This is a genomic window from Prevotella sp. (assembly GCF_051059605.1).
In the GTDB taxonomy this organism is placed as follows: domain Bacteria; phylum Bacteroidota; class Bacteroidia; order Bacteroidales; family Bacteroidaceae; genus Prevotella.
In genome coordinates, this window is record NZ_CP050883.1 from 46,562 (window position 1) to 68,773 (window position 22,212).

Genomic DNA, 22,212 nt, shown 5'->3' on the forward strand with positions numbered 1-22,212 from the left:
GATTTTACTCTTTTCCATGACGGTTTTTATCAGTCAAAGAATCCTGGTTGTTTATATTCAATACCCAGTTCACGATCAACTGTTGCAAGAACGCCCTGAATCTGTCCCATCGCGAACATACGTCCCAAGAAACTATAACCGGCATTATATCCACGTTCCTCGTCGCCAAGCATAGTCATACCATGGTCAACTCGCATAGGAAGATTTGGATTTGTCTTTTCGAAGATTCGTGCAAGTTCAATTATATCAGCTCTTCCGCCGAGATGACTAGCTTCAGTGAAGTCGCCATTAGCGAATATGTGGCAGCTGCGCAAGTGTACAAACCACGTGCGGTCAGCATATTTCTTTGCAAGTTCTACAGGATTATTGTGTGCTCCAGCAGAGATGCTTCCTGCACAGAATGTCAGTCCGTTATGAGGATTGTCGACAGCCTTAAGGAACCAGTTAATGTCCTCGTCGCAAGTAACGATACGTGGCAATCCCAAAATAGGGAATGGAGGATCATCAGGATGAACGCACATATACATGTCGCATTCATCGCATGTAGGCATGACTGCAGATAGGAAATAACGCATGTTTTCCCTCAACTGTTCCTTCGTGATTCCCTTGTATAAATCAAGCAGTTGTCTGAACAATTCAACAGGATGTTCATCACCCTCCTTAAAGTTACCAGAAACAAATCCCTGAGTTTTGATGACAATATTTTCAACCAGTGCATGATCCTTTTCCGCAGTCATCGTCTTTTTCAACTCTTCAACTTCGGCAAGAATGTCACGGCCAATACTCTTGCCCATGTTCTCCCAATCCTTATCGGCACCTTCACGTTTAATAATATACTTGTCAAAATAAGCAAATTCAGGGAAACTGAAATAAAGGTTTGTAGATCCGTTAGGATTAGGATGTGACAAATCAGTGCGAGCCCAATCCAATACAGGCATGAAATTATAGCAAATGGTGTGTATACCCTCTGCCGAAAGATTTCGAAGACTCTCTTTGTAGACTTCAATCTGTTGGTCACGATCAGGACCAGCGTATTTAATAGTCTCAACAACAGGCAGAGATTCAACAACCGACCATTTCATGCCGAATGATTCGATATAATTTTTTAAGTCGTGAATTTTTTCTCTAGTCCAAACTTCACCCAATGGTACATCGTGCAGAGCGGTGACAATACCTTCTACTCCGATTTGTTTCAGCATGGCAAGTGTAATCTTATCATTTTTGCCAAACCATCTCCAGGTTCTTTCCATAAATGTTTATAATAGTTTTAAGTTATTGCTTATAGTGGATATTATGATATGAATCATTAATGCCAGATATTTAAGTATTGCGTGATGCAAATGTACAAAAAAATAAATTAGTATATAACTAAGTTGCCCTATTTTTTCAGTAATTCATATAAATGTATTAATTTTGCGTTTCGTTTCAGGATAGTGTCCACATATTCATGCCAATGATATAGGGACATGTGCCGTTTTGAATAAAAAGACGCCCACATTTTACAACATTATGGATAAAACAAAAATTGAATATCAAGAAGTTTGCTACACTCCTTATGTAGCCGAGCCCCTTTTCTCAGAGCGTGATGTTAATTTCTCTTTATGTCGTGATGGCGAGAGTCCTCGCCCAGTTCGTCTGTCGTTTATCGTGTTTGCCGAAGATAAAGACGGTGAATGGGAAGATGATGCACCTATTGGTGAATGCTATGCCACAGTGCTAGGTGAAAATGATGATGACATCGTAGAACCAGTTAAGATATACAATCTTGGTATATCAGCATCAGATTTTGTGACGATAGTACGTTCAGATTCAAAGTCAACAGTGTTTCGCATCTTCTGGCCTTATGGTACAGTTGACATAGAAAATGCCAACCGTACGGAAGAAGGGCTTGAAATATCAAAGACAGACCTTGGTACTGGTGAGCATATTAATTGTACTCTGACTCCAAAAGATTCAGACCATAGTTTTAATCTCACATTGCAGCTCCCTGTTTTCGGTTTCTCAATTCGTGATATAGATGGAAATATTGTTAATGATATGCTGGAAATCAATGAGGAAGAGCTTGCAAAATATGAATATGTCTTTGCGGGAACCGAAAACGATGATCGCATAACAATTCATTCAGATGCCGACCATATAACATATAAATATGTGTGGAATCAAGAGGGGTACATTACTGTGCGCAACATGGCTGATATAAATGTTATCGTAGACAAAGTTCCGTTAAGAGGAAATCTTGCACAGTTACTTCTTGGTTCTGAATATGTACGAGGACTGATGCAGTTTTCTTCTGAAATTCCAGCCAAAGAAAATATAGCTTTTGTTATAAAGCAAAAAGATCAGCGTTGGCGTATAAAAGTCAGTTCGTCGGTTGAAGAACATAGCGATGATGTTACGCTCTTAGTGCCAACAGAACTCTGCAAGGATGTGCTTGAAAAATTGATTAATCTACCCGTTGGCAGCAATAGCAATGAACTGATTAATGAGCTTATGAAAAAACAAGATCAAAGTGTTTTTCAATGGCTTTGGTTGCATGAGAATGATTGGGCTTACGATAAATTGGAAGAACATTTTAACACCCTCGTAGATCCAGAAATGGAAATGATGAAACGTGCTTTGGTATTCAATGACTTTGATAACTTTATGCATCGTCTACGTCTAGCATCTCTTGATGACAGAAGTCCAATTCAGGCAGACGCACTGCTTGCACGAAATGCTAAGCGAAAGATAATAAGAGTGAAGACCCTGATTCAGGAACACAATAGTGGTGTATCTTCATTATGGTCTTTGCAGCGCGAAGAAAGAATGAAAATATTATATTATTGGCGAAACTTCCATTCAAGTTTTGAATGATTTCATAAGTCGCTATTTTATTCTAATATATTCGAGGTGCATTCTATGTGAAGTGATCCCCAAAAGTTTTTGTTTAACTTTTGTGGTTCATATCACATGATGTGCCTCTTTTTTCTATTTGCTTATTAAAAATTTCTTTCCATCTTTTATGTATATACCATTTGGAAGGCTTGCTATGTTATTTCCTACACATTGTCCCATCATATTGTATATACGTTGATGCATATTATCAGATGATTTGTCTATTTCTGTGAGGCCGGTGTCTGTGCGATTCTCCTTGCTCTTTACAACAGCAACGTCATCAATAATTAAGCGACCTGTAGTGACAAATTCGACTACAGTTTTTCCACTATATTCAAAATCAAAAGAGAAGGATGTCCATTTTCCTGATTTGTTTTCTAGCATAGAAAACGATGTGTTTCCTGCATGGACGTCAAGACTCTTATCATCATTGTCGAATGTTGCAACTCTAAATGTGAGAATAGCCTTCCCATTCATGTAGAATTCAGGAGAAGCTGTAGTTCCGCTTATTTTGGTAGTTCCAAATTTTGCGCATTTATAACCCGAATAAACATTTGTGTTGCTCCATCCTTTATGGTCAGGATTGAATGATCTTCCAAGAAAATAGTGTCCTGTCCAGTTATTGTCGTTTCCACCTTTGCCCATACATTTATCAAATGATTCATGAAACAATGTATCTCCAGCTACTTCACTTTCTTGAAAATTATATCTTTTGAACACAAAGTTAATAGTGCTGTCGCTATTTGAATTAATATCATTCAAACCCATGTTTAAATGGTTGCTTCCATTTTTTCCTTTAGTGTATATATCTGCTGAAGGTACAGAATTAGCTGTGAGACTATCTTTAACCCAGACCGCAGATATTCTGTGGTGGTCAGTTTCGCTGTTTACGGTGTTGTTTTCCCAATCCTCTTTCGAATAGTCTATATGCATAGCAAGCATACCACTGTTTGGCAAATATTTGTCCCAACCAGTGCGTTGCCTGTTTTCTATGATATAATATTCATCATTGTTTGCATCATTATAAATAATGTATGCTTCCCCGTTATTGATTGTAGTATTAAGATTTGATATAATTGTATCGTTATTCAGTGTTTTAGGACTAATCCATCCGCATGAAGTCTTTTCGTAAGCCGAATATCCGCACGGACAATATCCACCTCCAAGATAACTTCCTGCAGCCATCAAACTGTTGTAACCAATTCCGTTATCCTTGGTGTTTTTAGTGTTATACATATCAGGCAGCCCTAGACAATGGGAAAATTCATGGCAGAAAGCACCTATTCCTGAAATGCTACCAAATGAGTTTAGTTCCGAGGCACAAGCATATACATTAATCTTTTCACCACCTATTTTTAATACCTTATTATATGATGAGGCAGAAAGTGCCCATTTATGTGGCCATACTAAATTCGTGTTGTCATAATCTGCTTCTCCGTGCCCAGCATAAACAATAAATACTTGTTCCACTTCACCATCACCATCCCAGTCGTATTTACTGAAATTAGTTGTGTTGGCGATAGCCTTACAAGCCTCTATTACCATTTCTTCAGGGTGTGCATCATCGCCGTTACTATCATTGTTTGCACCATAGTAAGCATAAGGATGAGCAAGAGTGACTGGACCAGCAATGTCGAATGAAAGATTAAACAAACCATTGCTTTGATTCATAAAGTAATCGTGAGCAGAACCATTAAAAAGCTGATTTCTAAATCCTGTTTGATTCAAAATCTTGTCATAAAGATCTAAAGTGGAAGTTTCCTTAAAATGGGTGTCTTGAAAATTAACAAGTATAACTAGAGCCTTTTTGTTGCCTGTTGAACTGCGTGTTGTCTTAACAGAATTCAACATCCTCATCGTCCTTTTTTGTATAGCTATATTGATTCTTTTGGTAAACACCTTATTAGAAAGTTTAGCGTATATACCATTTTGTGGCATATATTCATATTGCTCACCGTTGGCAGACTGCCAATATTTAAAGGACTCATCACCACATAGTTCTGCGGTTATCACTTTGTTGTTGCCTATGTTGATTCTCTTGGTACGTCCAGGCATTACAGGTATCGAAAAAGTCATCATGGTAATAGCAAAAAGATACATTACTAACGCTATTTTACGCATTTTTGTCTAATTATAATGCAAATGTACTACTTTTATTTTGTTTTTAGCCCAAAATAGAATATCTTTGTGCATATTTTTTGAATTATGGAAAAAGGTAATAAAGAGCAAGAGGCAGTACAACTGCCAGAGAACGCCTTTCGAGAGTTGAAAGAAGGCGAGGAATACAAGCCTGTGATGCAGGCAGATAAAGTTTATCCTGAAGTAAATCCATGGTCTGTGACTTGGGGAATACTGATGGCAGTGTTGTTTTCTGCAGCTGCAGCCTATCTTGGTTTGAAGGTAGGACAGGTTTTTGAGGCAGCAATACCAATAGCCATAATCGCTGTTGGAGCTTCTACTGCAGCCAAGCGTAAAAATGCTCTTGGTGAGAACGTCATCATACAAAGTATTGGAGCTTGTTCTGGAGCAGTTGTTGCCGGAGCCATTTTCACATTGCCTGCAATCTATATCCTACAGGCAAAATATCCTGAGATGACAACATCGTTCATGAAAATATTTCTTGCTTCGGCATTAGGTGGTATTCTCGGAATTTTGTTTCTTATTCCTTTCCGTAAATATTTTGTAAGTGATATGCATGGAAAATATCCTTTCCCAGAAGCTACTGCTACAACTCAGGTACTCGTTAGTGGTGCTAAGGGAGGTGACCAAGCAAAACCATTGCTTATTTCAGGACTAATTGGTGGACTTTATGATTTCATTGTTGCCACTTTTGGTTGGTGGAATGAAAACTTCACCAGTCGTGTTGTAGGTTGGGGAGTTGATTTAGCTGATAAAGCAAAGGTTGTTTTCAAAGTAAATACAGGTTCTGCCGTACTTGGTCTTGGATATATCGTCGGACTAAAATATGCCCTTTATATATGTTTTGGTTCTCTTGCAGTTTGGTGGCTTATCGTTCCAGGTATGTCGTTAATCTTCCACGACCAAGTGCTGAATATGTGGGATCCAAGTATAACAAAAGCCGTTGGTGCAATGAGTCCTGAAGACATATTCAAGGCTTATGCTCGCAGTATTGGTATTGGTGGTATCGCAATGGCTGGTATAATCGGTATCATTCGTAGTTGGGGAATCATTCGTGACGCTGTTGGATTGGCAGCTCGTGAACTCAAAGGTAAAGGTGGAAACATTGATGATGTAAAACGTACGCAGCGTGATATCAGTTTTAAGATCATTGCTGTTGGTAGCATTGTTGTATTGTTGCTTACATTCGTATTCTTCGTCACTGGAGTAATGCAAGGCAATCTGTTGTTTGCTGTTGTTGGAATACTTTTGGTAGCTGTGATAGCATTTCTTTTCACTACTGTTGCAGCTAATGCCATAGCGATAGTAGGAAGTAATCCTGTTTCTGGAATGACGTTGATGACCCTTATTCTTGCCAGTGTTGTCATGGTGGCTGTTGGTTTGAAAGGTCCTGGTGGTATGTTGGCAGCACTTATTATGGGTGGTGTTGTTTGTACAGCACTTAGTATGGCAGGTAGTTTCGTTACAGACTTGAAGATAGGATATTGGCTTGGAACAACTCCAAAGAAGCAGGAGAGTTGGAAATTTCTTGGTACACTTGTAAGTGCCGCTACGGTTGGTGGCGTTATGATGTTGCTTAATCAAACTTATGGTTTTGCTAGTGGCAGTCTTGCTGCTCCTCAGGCAAATGCAATGGCAGCTGTCATAGATCCTTTGATGAATGGTGTTGGTGCTCCTTGGATATTATATGGTATTGGTGCAGTGTTGGCAATCTTACTTACAGTATTCAAAATACCAGCATTGGCATTTGCCCTTGGTATGTTTATACCTCTTGAACTGAATGTACCTCTTGTTGTGGGTGGAGCAATCAACTGGTTTGTTACTACTCGTAGTAAGGATGCAGCTGTAAACAAGGAACGTGGAGAGAAAGGTACTCTTATCGCTAGTGGATTTATTGCTGGTGGTGCCCTTATGGGGGTAGTGAGTGCATTGCTTAAATTCGGAGGTTTGGAACTTTCCATAGCCGATAAATGGTGGAGTGATCCAATGAGTGAATTTTGTTCACTTATAGCTTACGTATTGCTTATCACCTATTTTATACAAGCTACAAAGAGCAAAAAGAAATAAAACAGAATTATTCTTATTCTGTTGGAAAATGCCAAATTGACGTATCAAAGTGTCAATTTGGCATTTTATCTTTTATGGGCATATAGTTTGTGTAAAGTAATGTATAATCAATAATGGAGGGAAAAATATGACATTTGACAAATACACAATCAAGGCGCAGGAAGCAGTGCAAGCTGCATTGCAGACAGCACAGAGAGCAGGTCAGCAAAGTGTTGAGGCTGTACATCTGCTAACTGGTATAATAAGTAAGGGACGCGATATAACAAACTATGTATTCCAAAAACTGGGAGTAAATTCTCAAGGTGTAGATATTGCGTTGGAGCAGGAGATACAACATCTTCCGCGTGTTCAGGGTGGTCAGCCATTCTTCAGCAATGAAACTGCCCAGATATTTAATTCTGCAGAAGAAATTTCGCAGAAGATGGGTGATGAGTTCGTTTCATTGGAACCATTGCTATTGGCTATAATGAAAAGTAAGAGTACTGCCAGCCGAATTCTTAAAGATGCTGGTTGTACAGAGGAAGGAATGCGCAAGGCTATAGATGAGTTGCGACAGGGACAAAAGGTACAGAGCCAAAGTGGAGACGAAAACTATCAAGCTTTGGATAAATATGCTATCAATCTTATTGAACGTGCAAGAGCGGGGAAACTAGATCCTGTGATTGGACGTGATGAAGAAATAAGACGAGTATTGCAGATTCTTAGTCGTAGAACAAAGAATAATCCTATTTTAATAGGTGAGCCAGGAACAGGTAAGACAGCAATAGTAGAAGGGCTAGCTGAACGAATTATGCGTGGTGACGTACCTGAGAATCTAAAGAATAAGCAACTCTATTCTTTGGATATGGGACAGCTTGTTGCTGGTGCTAAATATAAAGGTGAGTTTGAGGAACGCCTGAAGGGTGTTATTAAGGAAGTAACCAATGCGCAGGGAAATATAATCCTGTTTATTGATGAAATACATACGCTTGTTGGGGCAGGTGGAGGAGAAGGTGCAATGGATGCCGCAAATATTCTTAAACCAGCTTTGGCAAGAGGGGAACTTAGAGCTATCGGTGCCACAACACTTAATGAATATCAAAAGTATTTTGAGAAGGATAAGGCACTTGAAAGACGTTTCCAAATGGTAATGGTCAAAGAACCAGACGAACTTGATGCAATAAGTATTCTTCGTGGATTGAAAGAACGCTATGAAAGTCATCACAAGGTAAGAATACAAGATGATGCTTGTATCGCAGCTGTAAAACTCTCTGAAAGATATATCTCAGACCGTTTTCTTCCTGACAAGGCGATAGACCTTATGGATGAGGCTGCCGCAAAACTGAGAATGGAACGTGACTCTGTTCCTGAAGAGCTTGATGAGATGGAACGTACTTTAAAACAGAAGGAAATAGAGAAACAAGCGATCAAGCGCGAGAACGACAAGGAAAAGATAGCATTTCTTGACAAGGAAATAGCAGAACTGCGTGATCAGGTAAAGGCTTTCCGTGCCCGTTGGGAAGCTCAGAAAGCTGAGGTTGATCATATCCAACAGATAAAACAGCAGATGGAATCTCTTAAACTTGAAGCCGAAAAGGCAGAACGTGAGGGTAACTATCAGCGTGTTGCTGAGATAAGATATGGTGAATTAAAGCAGATGCAGGATCAGATAGATGCAGCACAAAATAAGATTCACAGTGAACAGGGTGGTGACCTCTTGATAAGAGAGGATGTAACTGCAGATGATATCGCAGAGGTAGTGAGCCGTTGGACTGGTATTCCTGTAAGCAGAATGATGCAAAGTGAACGAGAAAAGCTGCTAAATCTTGAGGCTGAACTTCATAATCGTGTTATCGGACAGAACCAGGCTATAAATGCTGTAAGTGATGCTGTGCGCAGAAGTCGTGCTGGTCTTCAGGACCCTAAGCGACCTATTGCGTCATTCATATTCCTTGGTACTACCGGTGTAGGAAAAACCGAACTTGCTAAGGCTCTTGCTGAATATCTGTTTAATGATGAAAACATGATGACACGTATCGACATGAGTGAATATCAGGAGAAATTCAGTGTTACCAGACTTATTGGTGCACCTCCAGGATATGTAGGTTATGACGAGGGTGGACAGCTTACCGAGGCTGTAAGACGCAAACCATATAGTGTTGTCTTGTTTGATGAAATAGAGAAAGCTCATCCGGATGTATTCAACACCCTTTTACAGGTGCTTGATGACGGACGTCTTACTGATAACAAAGGTAGACTCGTTAATTTCAAGAATACAATCATCATCATGACAAGTAATGCTACAAGAGAACAACTATCAGCAATAATGCGTCCTGAATTCTTAAATCGTATTGACGACATCATAACTTTCCAACCACTTACAAAAGATGAAATCATGCAGGTGGTAGAACTACAGATGAAGGGTGTCAAGAAGATGATGGAACAGCAGGGGTACACATTAACTTGGACAAAAGAAACGATAAGTGATTTAGCTGATTTGGGATATAATCCTGAATTCGGTGCTCGTCCAGTAAAGCGTGCTATACAGGAGTATGTACTCAATGACTTGAGCCGTAAGATTCTTGCTGGTGAAGTTGGAATAAATATAACTCTTGGGAAGATAGTTAAGTAGTTGCCGTTTTTCCATAAATAATATGTCCGCTGTTGCATTATGCGACAGCGGACTTTTTTTGTATTGTCAAAAAACAGATTTATTACATCTGCACGGTAACTTCATGTTTTCCTGATTCAGCAGGAATGATATTGCCATTTATGGTTTTGCCGTCTACCGTTATAGACTTAATACCCTTCTGGTTTCCTTCTGGATTGTTTACCGTAATATGGTATTCTCCACCTCTAAACTTTCGATTAACCTCGTAGGTCTTTGTCGTAGAAGGCACACATGGATCGATAAGCAGTCCGTCATAACTCGGTTTGATACCAAGAATGTATTCACTTATGGTGTACCACATCCATGCGGCAGTACCAGTCAGCCAACTATTCTTTCCTTCACCAGGTCGTGCAGAATCTTTTCCGGCAACCATCTGACAGTTTACGTAAGGTTCTACTTTGTGAAGAGTCTGATATTTCTCTTCCACGTAACTAGGCAGAATCTTTTTATAGTGATTCCATGCGTCGTCACCACGTCCGTTTACGGTTTCGCCGATGATTACCCAAGGATTATTATGGCAGAAGATGCCTGCGTTTTCCTTGTAACCTTCAGGATAAGAACTAATTTCACCCATTTCAACGTGATATGTTGTATATGCAGGATTGTTTAAAACAATACCATGCTCACATTCCATGTGTTCCTTCACACTGTCGAGAGCCTTATCGCATAATCCTTCTTTTAGTCCTATGCCAGCCATTGTGCACCAACCTTGTGACTCAATGAAAATCTTTCCTTCGTCATTTTCGTTGCTTCCAATCTTTTCCCCATAGAAATCGTAAGCTCTTAGGAACCATTCGCCGTCCCAACCATGAACTTTTACCGCATTCTCCATAGTTTTTACGGCTGTTTCCATGCGGTCGGCTTCGTGTGGCTTTCCTAGTCGACGACAAAGTTCTACATAGTCTTTTCCTGTAACAACAAACAGACCAGCTATCATTAGACTTTCAGCCTTGCTGCCCTTGCCTTGATTTTCGGTAGTCTGGAAACTCTCGTTAGGATCCCAACTAAAGCAGTTAAGGTTTAGACAGTCGTTCCAGTCTGCTCTGCCGATAAGTGGCAGTCCGTGAGGACCAAGGTTGTTGATGACATGGTCCATACTAATCTTCAGGTGGTCAAACAGTTTAACTTCCGTTTCAGGCTTATTGTCAAAAGGTACCATTTCGTTAAGGATAGAGAAGTCACCAGTTTCTTTTATATATGCAACGGTTCCGAAAATCAACCAACATGGATCATCATTGAATCCACCACCTATATCATTGTTGCCTCGTTTAGAAAGAGGTTGATACTGATGGTAGCAGCCTCCGTCGGCAAACTGTGTTGAAGCAATATCTATTATTCGTTGGCGGGCTCTTTGCGGAATCTGGTGTACAAATCCAACAAGGTCCTGATTGCTGTCGCGGAATCCCATTCCACGTCCGATTCCGCTTTCAAAGAAACTTGCAGAACGGCTCATGCAGAAGGTAATCATACATTGATATTGATTCCATATATTTACCATCCTGTCCAGTTTATCATTGCCGCTCTTAACGGTGAATACAGACAGTAAATTATCCCAGTATTCATTTAGTTCTTTGAAAGCCTTGTCAACTTTTTCTGCAGTATCAAACTCTGCAATAAGTGCGTGTGCTTTTGCCTTGTTGATAACCTTCTTAGACTCAAATTTCTGTTCTTGTGGATTTTCCACGTATCCGAGAATGAATACAAGGTCACGGCTTTCACCAGGTTTCAGTTCTATTTCAAGATAGTGTGAAGCGATAGGGCTCCAACCATGAGCGAAACTATTTCTTGCGTGTCCCTCAGTAACAGCATCTGGAGCAGCTTTGTCACTGTAAAGTCCCATGAAAGTTTCACGGTCGGTATCATATCCCTGTATTTCTTGGTTAACATGATAGAAGGCATAGTGATTGCGACGCTCTCTGTATTCTGTTTTATGATATATTGTTGAATTTTCTATTTCAACTTCGCCTGTTGAAAAATTACGCTGGAAGTTTTCCATGTCTGTGGCTGCATTCCATAAGCACCATTCTTGGAAAGAGAACACTTTAAGATGCTTTGTTTCGTTGCTTTGGTTACAAAGCGTCATCTTTTGTATCTCACACCATTTGTGTAACGGAACAAAGAATAAAACGCTGGCTTCAACTCCGTTTTTCTGTCCACTTATGCGTGTATAGTTCATGCCATGTCGGCATTCGTATGAATCTAGTGGGGTACGGCAAGGCTTCCAACCAGGATTCCAAGTAGTGTCACCATCCTTGATATAAAAATATCTTCCGTCGTTGTCCATAGGTACATTGTTGTATCTATATCGAGTTATACGGCGAAATTTAGCATCTTTGTAGAAGCTATATCCTCCTGCAGTATTTGATATGAGTGAGAAAAAATCTTCATTGCCAAGATAATTAATCCATGGCCATGGTGTTTTTGGATCGGTGATGACATACTCGCGATGTGCGTCGTCAAAGTGTCCGTACTTCTTGTTTTCCATATTTTTAAAAGTTGGTTTTGTATGTTTCGTTTTTAGATATTAGTCTTTTAAACTGCTTGCAAAATTACACAAAATAATGAGAATTATGTAGAAATATAAATGATTTCTTTCATTATTATTGCTTGAATGAATTATTTGTTTACTCATCTGTGTTAATAATATTATTCTAATTGTTTTCTAATTTCGTATAAGAACAATGTAATTGTATTTGTGTGGAATGAAAATAAAAAGAATGTATATTTGCAATTTAATGTGTATGGAATGATATTTGTTAATCTTAATTTATTAACTTTGTAACTGCAATCCAATTTTATATTTATATTTTATGGCAAAAATATTATTGGTAGAGGATGAGGTAAACATAGCCTCGTTTATAAAGCGTGGACTGATGGAACTTGGTCATGAGGTAACAGTGGCTTATGATGGTGAGGAGGGCTGGAACATAGCACGCTCTGATAGTTTCGATTTCTTGATTTTAGACATTATAATGCCTAAAATGAATGGACTTGATATGTGTGCTAAATACCGTTCTTCTTATGGTTACAAAACTCCAGTTATAATGCTTACAGCTCTCGGAACTACTGATGACATAGTAAAAGGGCTTAAAGCTGGGGCCGACGATTATCTTGTTAAACCTTTTAGTTTTACCGAACTTGAAGCACGTATAGAAGCATTGTTAAGGCGTGCTTCGGATAATGGCGTGAATTCCGAATTAAGGTGTTGCGATTTAGTACTCAATAGTCGCAATCATAAAGCTACACGTAATAATATAGATATTGACCTTACCGTGAAAGAATATAGATTGCTGGAATATTTTATGTCTCACCAAAATGTTGCAATAAGTAGAATGACTTTGCTAAAAGAGGTATGGGATAAAAATTTTGATACAAATACCAATGTTGTTGATGTTTATGTGAATTATCTTAGAACAAAAATTGATAAGGATTTTAAGCAAAAACTCATTCATACGGTTGTTGGTGTTGGATATATTATGGCAGAATAAATAAAGATATAATGAAAATAGGTCATAAGATAGTGCTCTTTTATACGTGTCTTACGTTTGGCATAGCAATGTTTATCATTTTAATATTCTATGTGTTCACGTCAAGATATGTAGATAGGGTGTTTGAAGCCAACCTACGTGATAAGATCTACCTCTCGGCGCAGAGAAATTTCAAAGCAGACGAAATGGATTCTGACGAATACAAAATGCTGGAGCGTAATTACAGAGAGCTGATACCACGTGCCAGAGAATCTGTGATAAAAGTTGATGGAAGTGGAAAAGTGTTGAAGGATTCTCTTGATAAATATCTTACAGAAAATGAACAGAGGGCTATTTATAATGGTAATCCGGTAAATTTCTCAAAGGGAGCCCTTAATGGTGTGGCATTGTATTATCCTGATAAGATGGGAAAGTTTGTTATTCTTGTCACTGCACATAATAATTATGGCTATAAAATACAACAGCATACGCTTTATCTCTCGTTGATTCTTCTCTTATTAAGCATTACAATTACAGTACTAATGGGACAGCTTTATTCTGGAAGAATACTGAAACCTTTGAAGTCGATATTGGAACATCTAAAAAGCATCCGTGGTAATGATATGGATGTGAGGTTAGAGGAGACAGGAAATAAGGATGAACTTGATGCGCTTGTTCATAATCTAAATGATATGCTTGATCGTATAGCTGAGGCTTTCAGATCTGAAAAGTCTTTCGTAAGTGCTGCTTCTCATGAACTTAGCAATCCGTTGACAGCTATACAGGGGGAGTGCGAGATTACTTTGATGAAGGATAGAAATACTCAGGAATATACTGAGTCGTTGCAACGAATTTATTCTGAGAGTAAACGTGTGTCTTTGCTGATAAAGCATTTATTGTTCTTGTCACGTCATGATGATGATCTTACTCAGCAGGAGTCGACAGGTATAGATATGTCTGAACTTCTTATAGGAATGGCGCAGTCTACTGAACGTGTGGCTTTTTCTGATGAAGCAGAATCTCCAGCACTTATATATGCAAATCCGTATCTGTTGCAGGTTGCATTCCGCAATTTTTTAAACAATGCCACAAAGTACTCGGATAAGAATATAGATTTGCGTCTGAAACGTATTGCAGAAAAGATAGTTGTGGAGATAGAAGATTATGGTATAGGAATTCCAAAAACAGAGGTAGAACATATCTTCCAATCATTTTATCGTGCTACCAACACGCGAGAATATTCCGGTTATGGAGTAGGGCTGGCTCTTTCTGCAAAGATATTGAAAATATACAATGCCACGATAGATATCGACACAGAGGAAAATGTTCACACCAAATTCACAATCTCCTTTGATGAATATAAAGGAAATGGATAAACTATTATTATTAAAGGTGTTGGGGTGAGTTTAATGAACGAGCGGGGCTATGGTAACTATAATTCCCCCCATGCTTTTCATTTTTTAAGCTACGTAGCTACGTCATCGCTGTAACAGCCCTTAAACAAAGGGGAGGAGAGAATTATACAATGAAACTTAGCTACGTCAGGCTACGTTCTAGCTACGTCAATTACGGTCGTTTTCATATAGAATAGAAGTGTTTGCCCCAAAACAGAGGTGAATTTCAATATGATGTTCTTTCTGAGATATATTTCCAAATGCTTATATATATTATGTACGTACGCGCGTACTAGGAGTTTTTGGAATATAAGTGTCTAAGTGTCGAATGTCTGACTATCAATATGTTAGCTGTGATTTAAGTGTCGGTGAAGTGCCGGTAAGGCGTCGGCACTGTTTTGAATTTTACCGACACTTCACCGACACCTTGCCGACACTTGTTTTGAATATAACTTGCTGATAATGAGCAATTCGACACTTCGACGCTTTTTTTTATAAAACAGTATGTAGGAAGAATGAAACATAGAAGACTGGCGGTAGACCATTAATACTCATCAATAAAACCGTTTCTACGATCAAACGTTTCTATTGTATCGTTATAAAGTTTCTGATCCTACGACATAAAGTTTGCATTACATCGATCAAACGTTTCCATTATATCGTTATAAAGTTTCCAATCCATCGATCAAACGTCCTCTTTTTCTCGTTTAAAAGTGATCCCGAATAATTCCATCTTTTCCTTTTCATCGTTGAAACTCCATCCCATGACGTAGCTCGAACGTAGCTTGCCGTAGCTATATTTCTGTAAAATATTACGTAACTTACTAAACTACAGTAAGTTAATACCTTTACGTAGCTCCGTAGCTTAAAAATGTGAATTCCAATAGTAGTGAATCCCCTTTGTTTGGCTATTTGCCTGGCATAAATAAAAGACATCCCATCCCTCTCTATATATAATAATGTATATGATTTTCCAAATCATCAATTCTGTCAACAAAACGGAAATATTGAAATATAATTGAAACTTTTTATCAAAAAGATTTGGAGGTTTGAATAAAAACCTATACTTTTGCACTCGCTTTTAAGAACAACGGTTTTTAATACAGCAAAAGAAACATCGTGCAAACGAAAACAGAATGAAATTTATTTCTTATGTTGAGTGTAGCTGGTGTTCTTCGAAAGAAGAAAGAGTTCTTTGAAAAGATTTACATAGACAGAAAAGTAGTACAAGAAGCGAGTGCTGAGATTTATTTCGGTACTCGGGTAAAAAGAAACAAACCGTCACCGGACATTAGTTCGGTTTCGAAAAAATCAGGTTTTAGACTACAATAATTTAGGAGATTCGTTCTGAACAGATTACAGACATTCTAGAAATAGAATATATAATATTTTACAATGGAGAGTTTGATCCTGGCTCAGGATGAACGCTAGCTACAGGCTTAACACATGCAAGTCGAGGGGTAACGAGAGGAAAGCTTGCTTTCCTTGTCGACGACCGGCGCACGGGTGAGTAACGCGTATCCAACCTGCCCCCAACTAGGGAATAACCTTGCGAAAGTAAGACTAATACCCTATAATTTCCTCAGATGCCATCTGACGAGGAATAAAGATTTATCGGTTGTGGATGGGGATGCGTCTGATTAGCTTGTTGGCGGGGTAACGGCCCACCAAGGCAACGATCAGTAGGGGTTCTGAGAGGAAGGTCCCCCACATTGGAACTGAGACACGGTCCAAACTCCTACGGGAGGCAGCAGTGAGGAATATTGGTCAATGGGCGGAAGCCTGAACCAGCCAAGTAGCGTGCAGGATGACGGCCCTATGGGTTGTAAACTGCTTTTATACAGGAATAAAGTTAGCCACGTGTGGTTATTTGTAGGTACTGTATGAATAAGGACCGGCTAATTCCGTGCCAGCAGCCGCGGTAATACGGAAGGTCCAGGCGTTATCCGGATTTATTGGGTTTAAAGGGAGCGTAGGCCGTCTGTTAAGCGTGTTGTGAAATGTAGATGCTCAACATCTGAATTGCAGCGCGAACTGGCAGACTTGAGTGTGCGCAACGTAGGCGGAATTCGTGGTGTAGCGGTGAAATGCTTAGATATCACGAAGAACTCCGATTGCGAAGGCAGCTTACGGGAGCACAACTGACGCTGAAGCTCGAAAGTGCGGGTATCGAACAGGATTAGATACCCTGGTAGTCCGCACGGTAAACGATGGATGCCCGCTGTTGACCCACCTGGGCCAGCGGCCAAGCGAAAGCATTAAGCATCCCACCTGGGGAGTACGCCGGCAACGGTGAAACTCAAAGGAATTGACGGGGGCCCGCACAAGCGGAGGAACATGTGGTTTAATTCGATGATACGCGAGGAACCTTACCCGGGCTTGAATTGCAGAGGAAAGATCCAGAGATGGTGATGCCCTTCGGGGCCTCTGTGAAGGTGCTGCATGGTTGTCGTCAGCTCGTGCCGTGAGGTGTCGGCTTAAGTGCCATAACGAGCGCAACCCCTTTCTTTAGTTGCCATCAGGTCATGCTGGGCACTCTGGAGATACTGCCACCGTAAGGTGTGAGGAAGGTGGGGATGACGTCAAATCAGCACGGCCCTTACGTCCGGGGCTACACACGTGTTACAATGGCCGGTACAGAGAGACGGTTGCTTGCAAAAGTAATCCAATCCTTAAAGCCGGTCCCAGTTCGGACTGAGGTCTGCAACCCGACCTCACGAAGCTGGATTCGCTAGTAATCGCGCATCAGCCATGGCGCGGTGAATACGTTCCCGGGCCTTGTACACACCGCCCGTCAAGCCATGAAAGCCGGGGGTGCCTGAAGTCCGTGACCGCAAGGAACGGCCTAGGGCAAAACTGGTAATTGGGGCTAAGTCGTAACAAGGTAGCCGTACCGGAAGGTGCGGCTGGAACACCTCCTTTCTGGAGACGATTTTCCGACAAAGGATTATATATAAGGATAGAACAAGAGTTTGGTTCTTTTCCTTCTTGTACTCACTGAACTGTTTATACATATAAGAGAAATAAGGAAGCTGGGCACAATAAGCCCACGTAGCTTGAATGAACCAGCTGGAAGATATAGTCCTATAGCTCAGTTGGTTAGAGCGCCACACTGATAATGTGGAGGTCGGCAGTTCAAGTCTGCCTGGGACTACTCCTTAAAATCCCACGGGGGATTAGCTCAGCTGGCTAGAGCACCTGCTTTGCAAGCAGGGGGTCAACGGTTCGAATCCGTTATTCTCCACACAAGGAACATGCTTTTGATTAAGTATATGTATTCCACATAGATCTTTGACATATTGACACAAGCAAAACTGTAAAGTAACAAAGTTCAAACTTTGAAATCAACAAATCGCAAGATTTTTTAGATTTCACTTAACAGCTGAAAGTATGAGCAACCTCATGACATTTACTGTCATGTTGGCGAAAGAAAGTAAGAAAGGGCGTATGGTGGATGCCTAGGCTCACAGAGACGATGAAGGACGTGATAAGCTGCGATAAGCTTCGGGTAGGTGCAAATAGCCGTTGATCCGAAGATTTCCGAATGGGACAACCCGTCTGTCTGAAGGACAGTCACTCACGCCAGTCGTGAGGGTTAACCCGGGGAACTGAAACATCTTAGTACCCGGAGGAAGAGAAAATAAATAATGATTCCCCTAGTAGTGGCGAGCGAACGGGGAACAGCCCAAACCGGTGATGTGGCAACGCACCGCCGGGGTTGTAGGACCACGCTGTTGTACGGCAACAATGAACAGAATGAACTGGAAAGTTCAGCCATAGCGGGTGATAGCCCCTTATGTGAAGTTGAAACCGGCATAGTGGTATCCTGAGTAACGCGGAGCACGAGGAATTCTGCGCGAATCTGCCGGGACCATCCGGTAAGGCTAAATACTCCTGTGAGACCGATAGTGTACCAGTACCGTGAGGGAAAGGTGAAAAGAACTTCGATAAGAAGAGTGAAATAGTTCCTGAAACCATACGCTTACAAGCGGTCGGAGCTGAGCAATCAGTGACGGCGTGCCTTTTGCATAATGAACCTACGAGTTACCATCTCTGGCAAGGTTAAGGGGTTAAGCCCCGCAACCGCAGTGAAAGCGAGCCTGAACAGGGCGTTTAGTCAGAGGGGGTAGACGCGAAACCAAGTGATCTACACTTGACCAGGATGAAGTTCCGGTAACACGGAATGGAGGTCCGAACCAATAAGCGTTGAAAAGCTTCTGGATGAGTTGAGTGTAGGAGTGAAAGGCCAATCAAACTTGGAGATAGCTCGTACTCCCCGAAAGGCATTTAGGTGCCGCGTGTATCGATCCTCATGAGAGGTAGAGCGACCGATAGGTCAAGAGGGCTTCACCGCCTATCAAGACCTGACGAACTCCGAATGCTCATGAGCAGCAGATATGCAGTAAGGGGGCGGGTGCTAAGGTCCGTCCCCGAGAGGAGAAGAATCCAGACCGCCGTCTAAGGTCCCCAAATTCTGTCTAAGTTAGTCTAACGAAGTCTGGTCCCAGTGACAGCTAGGATGTTGGCTTGGAAGCAGCCATTCATTCAAAGAGTGCGTAACAGCTCACTAGTCGAGGGTCCGGGCATGGATAATAATCGGGTATAAGGCAGGTACCGAAGACGCGGGATAGTAATAATAAAAGTATCGGTAGGGGAGCATTCCATATGCGTCGAATGGAGAAGATAACTGATCCTGGAGCGTATGGAAAAGCAAATGTAGGTATAAGTAACGATTAGAGGGGTAAGATCCCCCTCCGCCAAAAGTCTAAGGTTTCCCAGGCAATGTTAATCAGCCTGGGGTTAGTCGGGTCCTAAGTCTCAGCCGAAGGGCGAGGGCGATGGCAGAAACGGTTAATATTCCGTTACTACCATAGGGAGTGACGTGGAGACGGAGCAGTGACACAGCCGCGGGGTGACGGAAGTCCCCGTTAAAGGGTGTAGATGTTGAGGAAGGCAGGCAAATCCACCTTCCGAGTCGAACCTGATAGTACGGCCTCCCCTTCGGGGGAAGCTGATAGCGCTGGTAAGCATACTCCCGAGAAAATCCGCTAAACTTAATCCCTGTGGTACCCGTACCGCAATCCGACACAGGTAGACGGGTAGAACATACTAAGGCGTTGAGAGATTCATGGTTAAGGAACTAGGCAAATTAACCCCGTAACTTCGGGATAAGGGGTCCTCTCCTCCGGGAGAGGCGCAGAGAATAGGTCCAGGCAACTGTTTAACAAAAACACAGGGCTGTGCTAACTCGAAAGATGAAGTATACAGTCTGACACCTGCCCGGTGCCGGAAGGTTAAGAGGAGATGTCATTCCTTTAAGGATGCAGCATTGAATTGAAGCCCCGGTAAACGGCGGCCGTAACTATAACGGTCCTAAGGTAGCGAAATTCCTTGTCGGGTAAGTTCCGACCTGCACGAATGGTGTAATGATCCGGACGCTGTCTCAACCATGAGCTCAGTGAAATTGTAGTATCGGTGAAGATGCCGATTACCCGCGATGGGACGAAAAGACCCCGTGAACCTTTACTACAGCTTAGCATTGACCTTGGTCATCCGATGTGTAGGATAGGCCGGAGGCTTTGAAGCGTGCGCGCCAGCGTATGTGGAGCCATCCTTGAAATACGGCCCTTTGGCTGTCTGAGGTCTAACTCGCTTTTGCGAGGACATTGTTTGGTGGGTAGTTTGACTGGGGTGGTCGCCTCCAAAAGCGTAACGGAGGCTTCCAAAGGTGCCCTCGGGTCGATTGGTAACCGACCTAATAGAGTGCAATGGCATAAGGGCGCTTGACTGGGAGGCAGACATGCCGAGCAGGCAGGAAACTGGGGCATAGTGATCCGGCGGATGTGTATGGAAACTCCGTCGCTCAAAGGATAAAAGGTACTCCGGGGATAACAGGCTGATCCCCCCCAAGAGCTCATATCGACGGGGTGGTTTGGCACCTCGATGTCGGCTCGTCACATCCTGGGGCTGGAGAAGGTCCCAAGGGTTGGGCTGTTCGCCCATTAAAGTGGCACGCGAGCTGGGTTCAGAACGTCGTGAGACAGTTCGGTCTCTATCTATCGTGGGCGTGGGAGTTTTGAGTGGTGCCGTCACTAGTACGAGAGGACCGTGATGGACAGACCTCCGGTTTACCAGTTGTGCCGCCAGGCGCACCGCTGGGTAGCTGAGTCTGGAATGGATAAGCGCTGAAAGCATCTAAGTGCGAAGCCAGCCGCGAGATTAGAACTCCATAGAGGGTCGTTGAAGACGACAACGTTGATAGGGTGCAGGTGTAAAGACGGTGACGTCAAAGCCGAGCACTACTAATTGCCCGAAACTTTCTTTCGGAAGGTCATACTTTGAGTTGTTTAAGATTATAGTGGGAACCTTGTTCCTTACGGTTTGCTTGTGAAAAATACGTCATAACCCATATCAGGTGGTTATTGCTGTGGTGTCCCACCTCTTCCCATTCCGAACAGAGAAGTTAAGCCCACTTGCGCCGATGGTACTGCAATGCAATGCGGGAGAGTAGGAAGCCGCCTTCTTTTACTGAAGCCTCGAGGATAGAGATATCTTTCGAGGCTTTTTTTGTGTTTATATAATCTGAGCTATCTGATAATTATGATAACTCTGAAAATATAATAACTCTGTTAAAAACTGATAACTCAGATAGCTCCGATAATTTAAGATTGATATTATATTACGGCAATATTTTTAGTACTATTTCGCATCTGGAAAATGTTATAAGTTGTCCTTGTTTATCTAATATTTTAGTGTAATAGGCTAATCAAATCTGTTACACAATAACTGTCATTTTGTAAGGAAAAAATACAGTGTAAATATTGTTTACTTGTTGATTATCAATATATTATAATGTTATTCCTAATTCTTAAAAATAGACAATTTAAATAATAAAGGCTTGGTAAAACGGATTTTTTTTTGTATCTTTGCAAATGATAAGAATAAGGGTAATATTTGATTTATTAGAATTACCCATTAAGGTATCTAACGGAACTGAGATTAAAAGTGTAACTCTTTCTCACATAGACTTTGATCTCGAGCAATTTTTGCTTTTTCTATTGCTCAGGTTCCATAAAGAAAAAAATATGAAGAGAAGAAACAAAATTGTGTTATTAATACTTATTGTATTTATGTTTATTCCTGTGTCCGGTTTTGCAGCTGAGACTACAAAAGGAGTAGATTCAAAAAATTACGATTGGAATCCAGTGATGGAAGCGATTGTTCAGGTGGAAAGTCACGGTAATATCCGTGCAAAAAGAGGTAGTTCAGTAGGAGCTATGCAGATTACTCCTATTTTGGTGGTTGAATGTAATCAGATACTTAAAAAAAGAAAAAGCAAAAAGAGATATAAGTTATCTGATAGATTCAGTCTTTCGAAATCGAAGGAAATGTTCTTACTTATACAATCGTATTATAATCCTTTCAATAATATAGAAAAGGCAGTTCGATTATGGAATGGTGGTTTAAATTTCAGCATTCAGCGAACACAGCGATATTTTGAAAAGGTTATGAATCTGTTAAAGAATTAATTTTATTCTATAGAGCCTGGTTGTCAAAAATGACAATCAGGCTTTTTCTTCCTAATTAATCTTAATAATAAATTGTTTGAGCAACTTTTAGA

The 22,212-nt window shown here is 41.1% G+C and carries 9 protein-coding genes, 2 tRNA genes and 3 rRNA genes; 11 read left to right on the forward strand and 3 right to left on the reverse strand.

Features of this window, described 5'->3' with window-relative positions; genetic code table 11:
• Positions 1–29: 29 nt before the first annotated feature.
• Positions 30–1,250 (reverse strand): mannonate dehydratase, encoded by a 1,221-nt coding sequence (gene uxuA / locus HEQ28_RS00175; protein WP_434503190.1) that lies wholly within the window; start codon positions 1,248–1,250, stop codon positions 30–32.
• A 259-nt stretch (positions 1,251–1,509) separates the two neighbouring features.
• Here uxuA and HEQ28_RS00180 point away from each other — a divergent pair, with 259 nt between their 5' ends.
• A complete protein-coding gene (locus tag HEQ28_RS00180; protein ID WP_434503191.1) occupies positions 1,510–2,853 on the forward strand; it encodes a hypothetical protein in 1,344 nt (447 codons plus the stop codon).
• A gap of 114 nt (positions 2,854–2,967) precedes the next feature.
• On the opposite strand, the gene HEQ28_RS00185 is transcribed toward HEQ28_RS00180, so the two are convergent.
• Positions 2,968–4,995 (reverse strand): M6 family metalloprotease domain-containing protein, encoded by a 2,028-nt coding sequence (locus HEQ28_RS00185; protein WP_434503192.1) that lies wholly within the window; start codon positions 4,993–4,995, stop codon positions 2,968–2,970.
• 84 nt (positions 4,996–5,079) lie between these two features.
• Here HEQ28_RS00185 and HEQ28_RS00190 point away from each other — a divergent pair, with 84 nt between their 5' ends.
• Complete coding sequence (locus HEQ28_RS00190; protein ID WP_434503193.1) at positions 5,080–7,080, forward strand: OPT family oligopeptide transporter; 2,001 nt, start codon at positions 5,080–5,082, stop codon at positions 7,078–7,080.
• A gap of 127 nt (positions 7,081–7,207) precedes the next feature.
• Entirely contained in the window at positions 7,208–9,691 is a 2,484-nt protein-coding gene (gene clpB, locus HEQ28_RS00195; protein WP_434503194.1) for an ATP-dependent chaperone ClpB, read from the forward strand.
• 82 nt (positions 9,692–9,773) lie between these two features.
• On the opposite strand, the gene HEQ28_RS00200 is transcribed toward clpB, so the two are convergent.
• Positions 9,774–12,215 carry a GH36-type glycosyl hydrolase domain-containing protein gene (locus tag HEQ28_RS00200; RefSeq protein ID WP_434503195.1) on the reverse strand — a complete coding sequence of 814 codons (2,442 nt, stop codon included), beginning with the start codon at positions 12,213–12,215 and terminating at the stop codon, positions 9,774–9,776.
• A gap of 325 nt (positions 12,216–12,540) precedes the next feature.
• Between HEQ28_RS00200 and HEQ28_RS00205 the strand changes: the two genes are divergently transcribed.
• The 8 genes from HEQ28_RS00205 (at position 12,541) to HEQ28_RS00240 (ending at position 22,120) form a co-directional block, all read left to right on the forward strand.
• Complete coding sequence (locus tag HEQ28_RS00205) at positions 12,541–13,218, forward strand: response regulator transcription factor (protein WP_434503196.1); 678 nt, start codon at positions 12,541–12,543, stop codon at positions 13,216–13,218.
• Between the two features lie 11 nt (positions 13,219–13,229).
• Positions 13,230–14,573, forward strand: a complete 1,344-nt coding sequence (locus HEQ28_RS00210) for a sensor histidine kinase (RefSeq protein ID WP_434503197.1) — start codon at positions 13,230–13,232, stop codon at positions 14,571–14,573.
• A gap of 1,410 nt (positions 14,574–15,983) precedes the next feature.
• A 16S ribosomal RNA gene (locus HEQ28_RS00215) occupies positions 15,984–17,513 on the forward strand.
• Positions 17,514–17,671: 158 nt separating this feature from the next.
• Positions 17,672–17,745, forward strand: a tRNA-Ile gene (locus tag HEQ28_RS00220).
• Positions 17,746–17,761: 16 nt separating this feature from the next.
• Positions 17,762–17,835: transfer RNA gene (locus HEQ28_RS00225), tRNA-Ala, on the forward strand.
• A gap of 183 nt (positions 17,836–18,018) precedes the next feature.
• Positions 18,019–20,916: ribosomal RNA gene (locus HEQ28_RS00230) — 23S ribosomal RNA — on the forward strand.
• Positions 20,917–21,002: 86 nt separating this feature from the next.
• A 5S ribosomal RNA gene (rrf, locus tag HEQ28_RS00235) occupies positions 21,003–21,115 on the forward strand.
• Together the 16S, 23S and 5S rRNA genes with 2 tRNA genes alongside form the textbook arrangement of a ribosomal RNA operon.
• Before the next feature lie 561 nt (positions 21,116–21,676).
• A complete protein-coding gene (locus tag HEQ28_RS00240; protein WP_434503198.1) occupies positions 21,677–22,120 on the forward strand; it encodes a hypothetical protein in 444 nt (147 codons plus the stop codon).
• Positions 22,121–22,212 lie beyond the last annotated feature (92 nt).

Bases quoted from the DNA above. Each gene is read 5' to 3' on its own strand.
- HEQ28_RS00185 (WP_434503192.1), bottom strand. From the start codon at position 4,995: ATGCGTAAAATAGCGTTAGTAATGTATCTTTTTGCTATTACCATGATG.
- HEQ28_RS00200 (WP_434503195.1), bottom strand. From the start codon at position 12,215: ATGGAAAACAAGAAGTACGGACACTTTGACGACGCACATCGCGAGTAT.
- HEQ28_RS00190 (WP_434503193.1), top strand. From the start codon at position 5,080: ATGGAAAAAGGTAATAAAGAGCAAGAGGCAGTACAACTGCCAGAGAAC.
- HEQ28_RS00180 (WP_434503191.1), top strand. From the start codon at position 1,510: ATGGATAAAACAAAAATTGAATATCAAGAAGTTTGCTACACTCCTTAT.
- uxuA (WP_434503190.1), bottom strand. From the start codon at position 1,250: ATGGAAAGAACCTGGAGATGGTTTGGCAAAAATGATAAGATTACACTT.
- clpB (WP_434503194.1), top strand. From the start codon at position 7,208: ATGACATTTGACAAATACACAATCAAGGCGCAGGAAGCAGTGCAAGCT.
- HEQ28_RS00240 (WP_434503198.1), top strand. From the start codon at position 21,677: ATGAAGAGAAGAAACAAAATTGTGTTATTAATACTTATTGTATTTATG.
- HEQ28_RS00210 (WP_434503197.1), top strand. From the start codon at position 13,230: ATGAAAATAGGTCATAAGATAGTGCTCTTTTATACGTGTCTTACGTTT.
- HEQ28_RS00205 (WP_434503196.1), top strand. From the start codon at position 12,541: ATGGCAAAAATATTATTGGTAGAGGATGAGGTAAACATAGCCTCGTTT.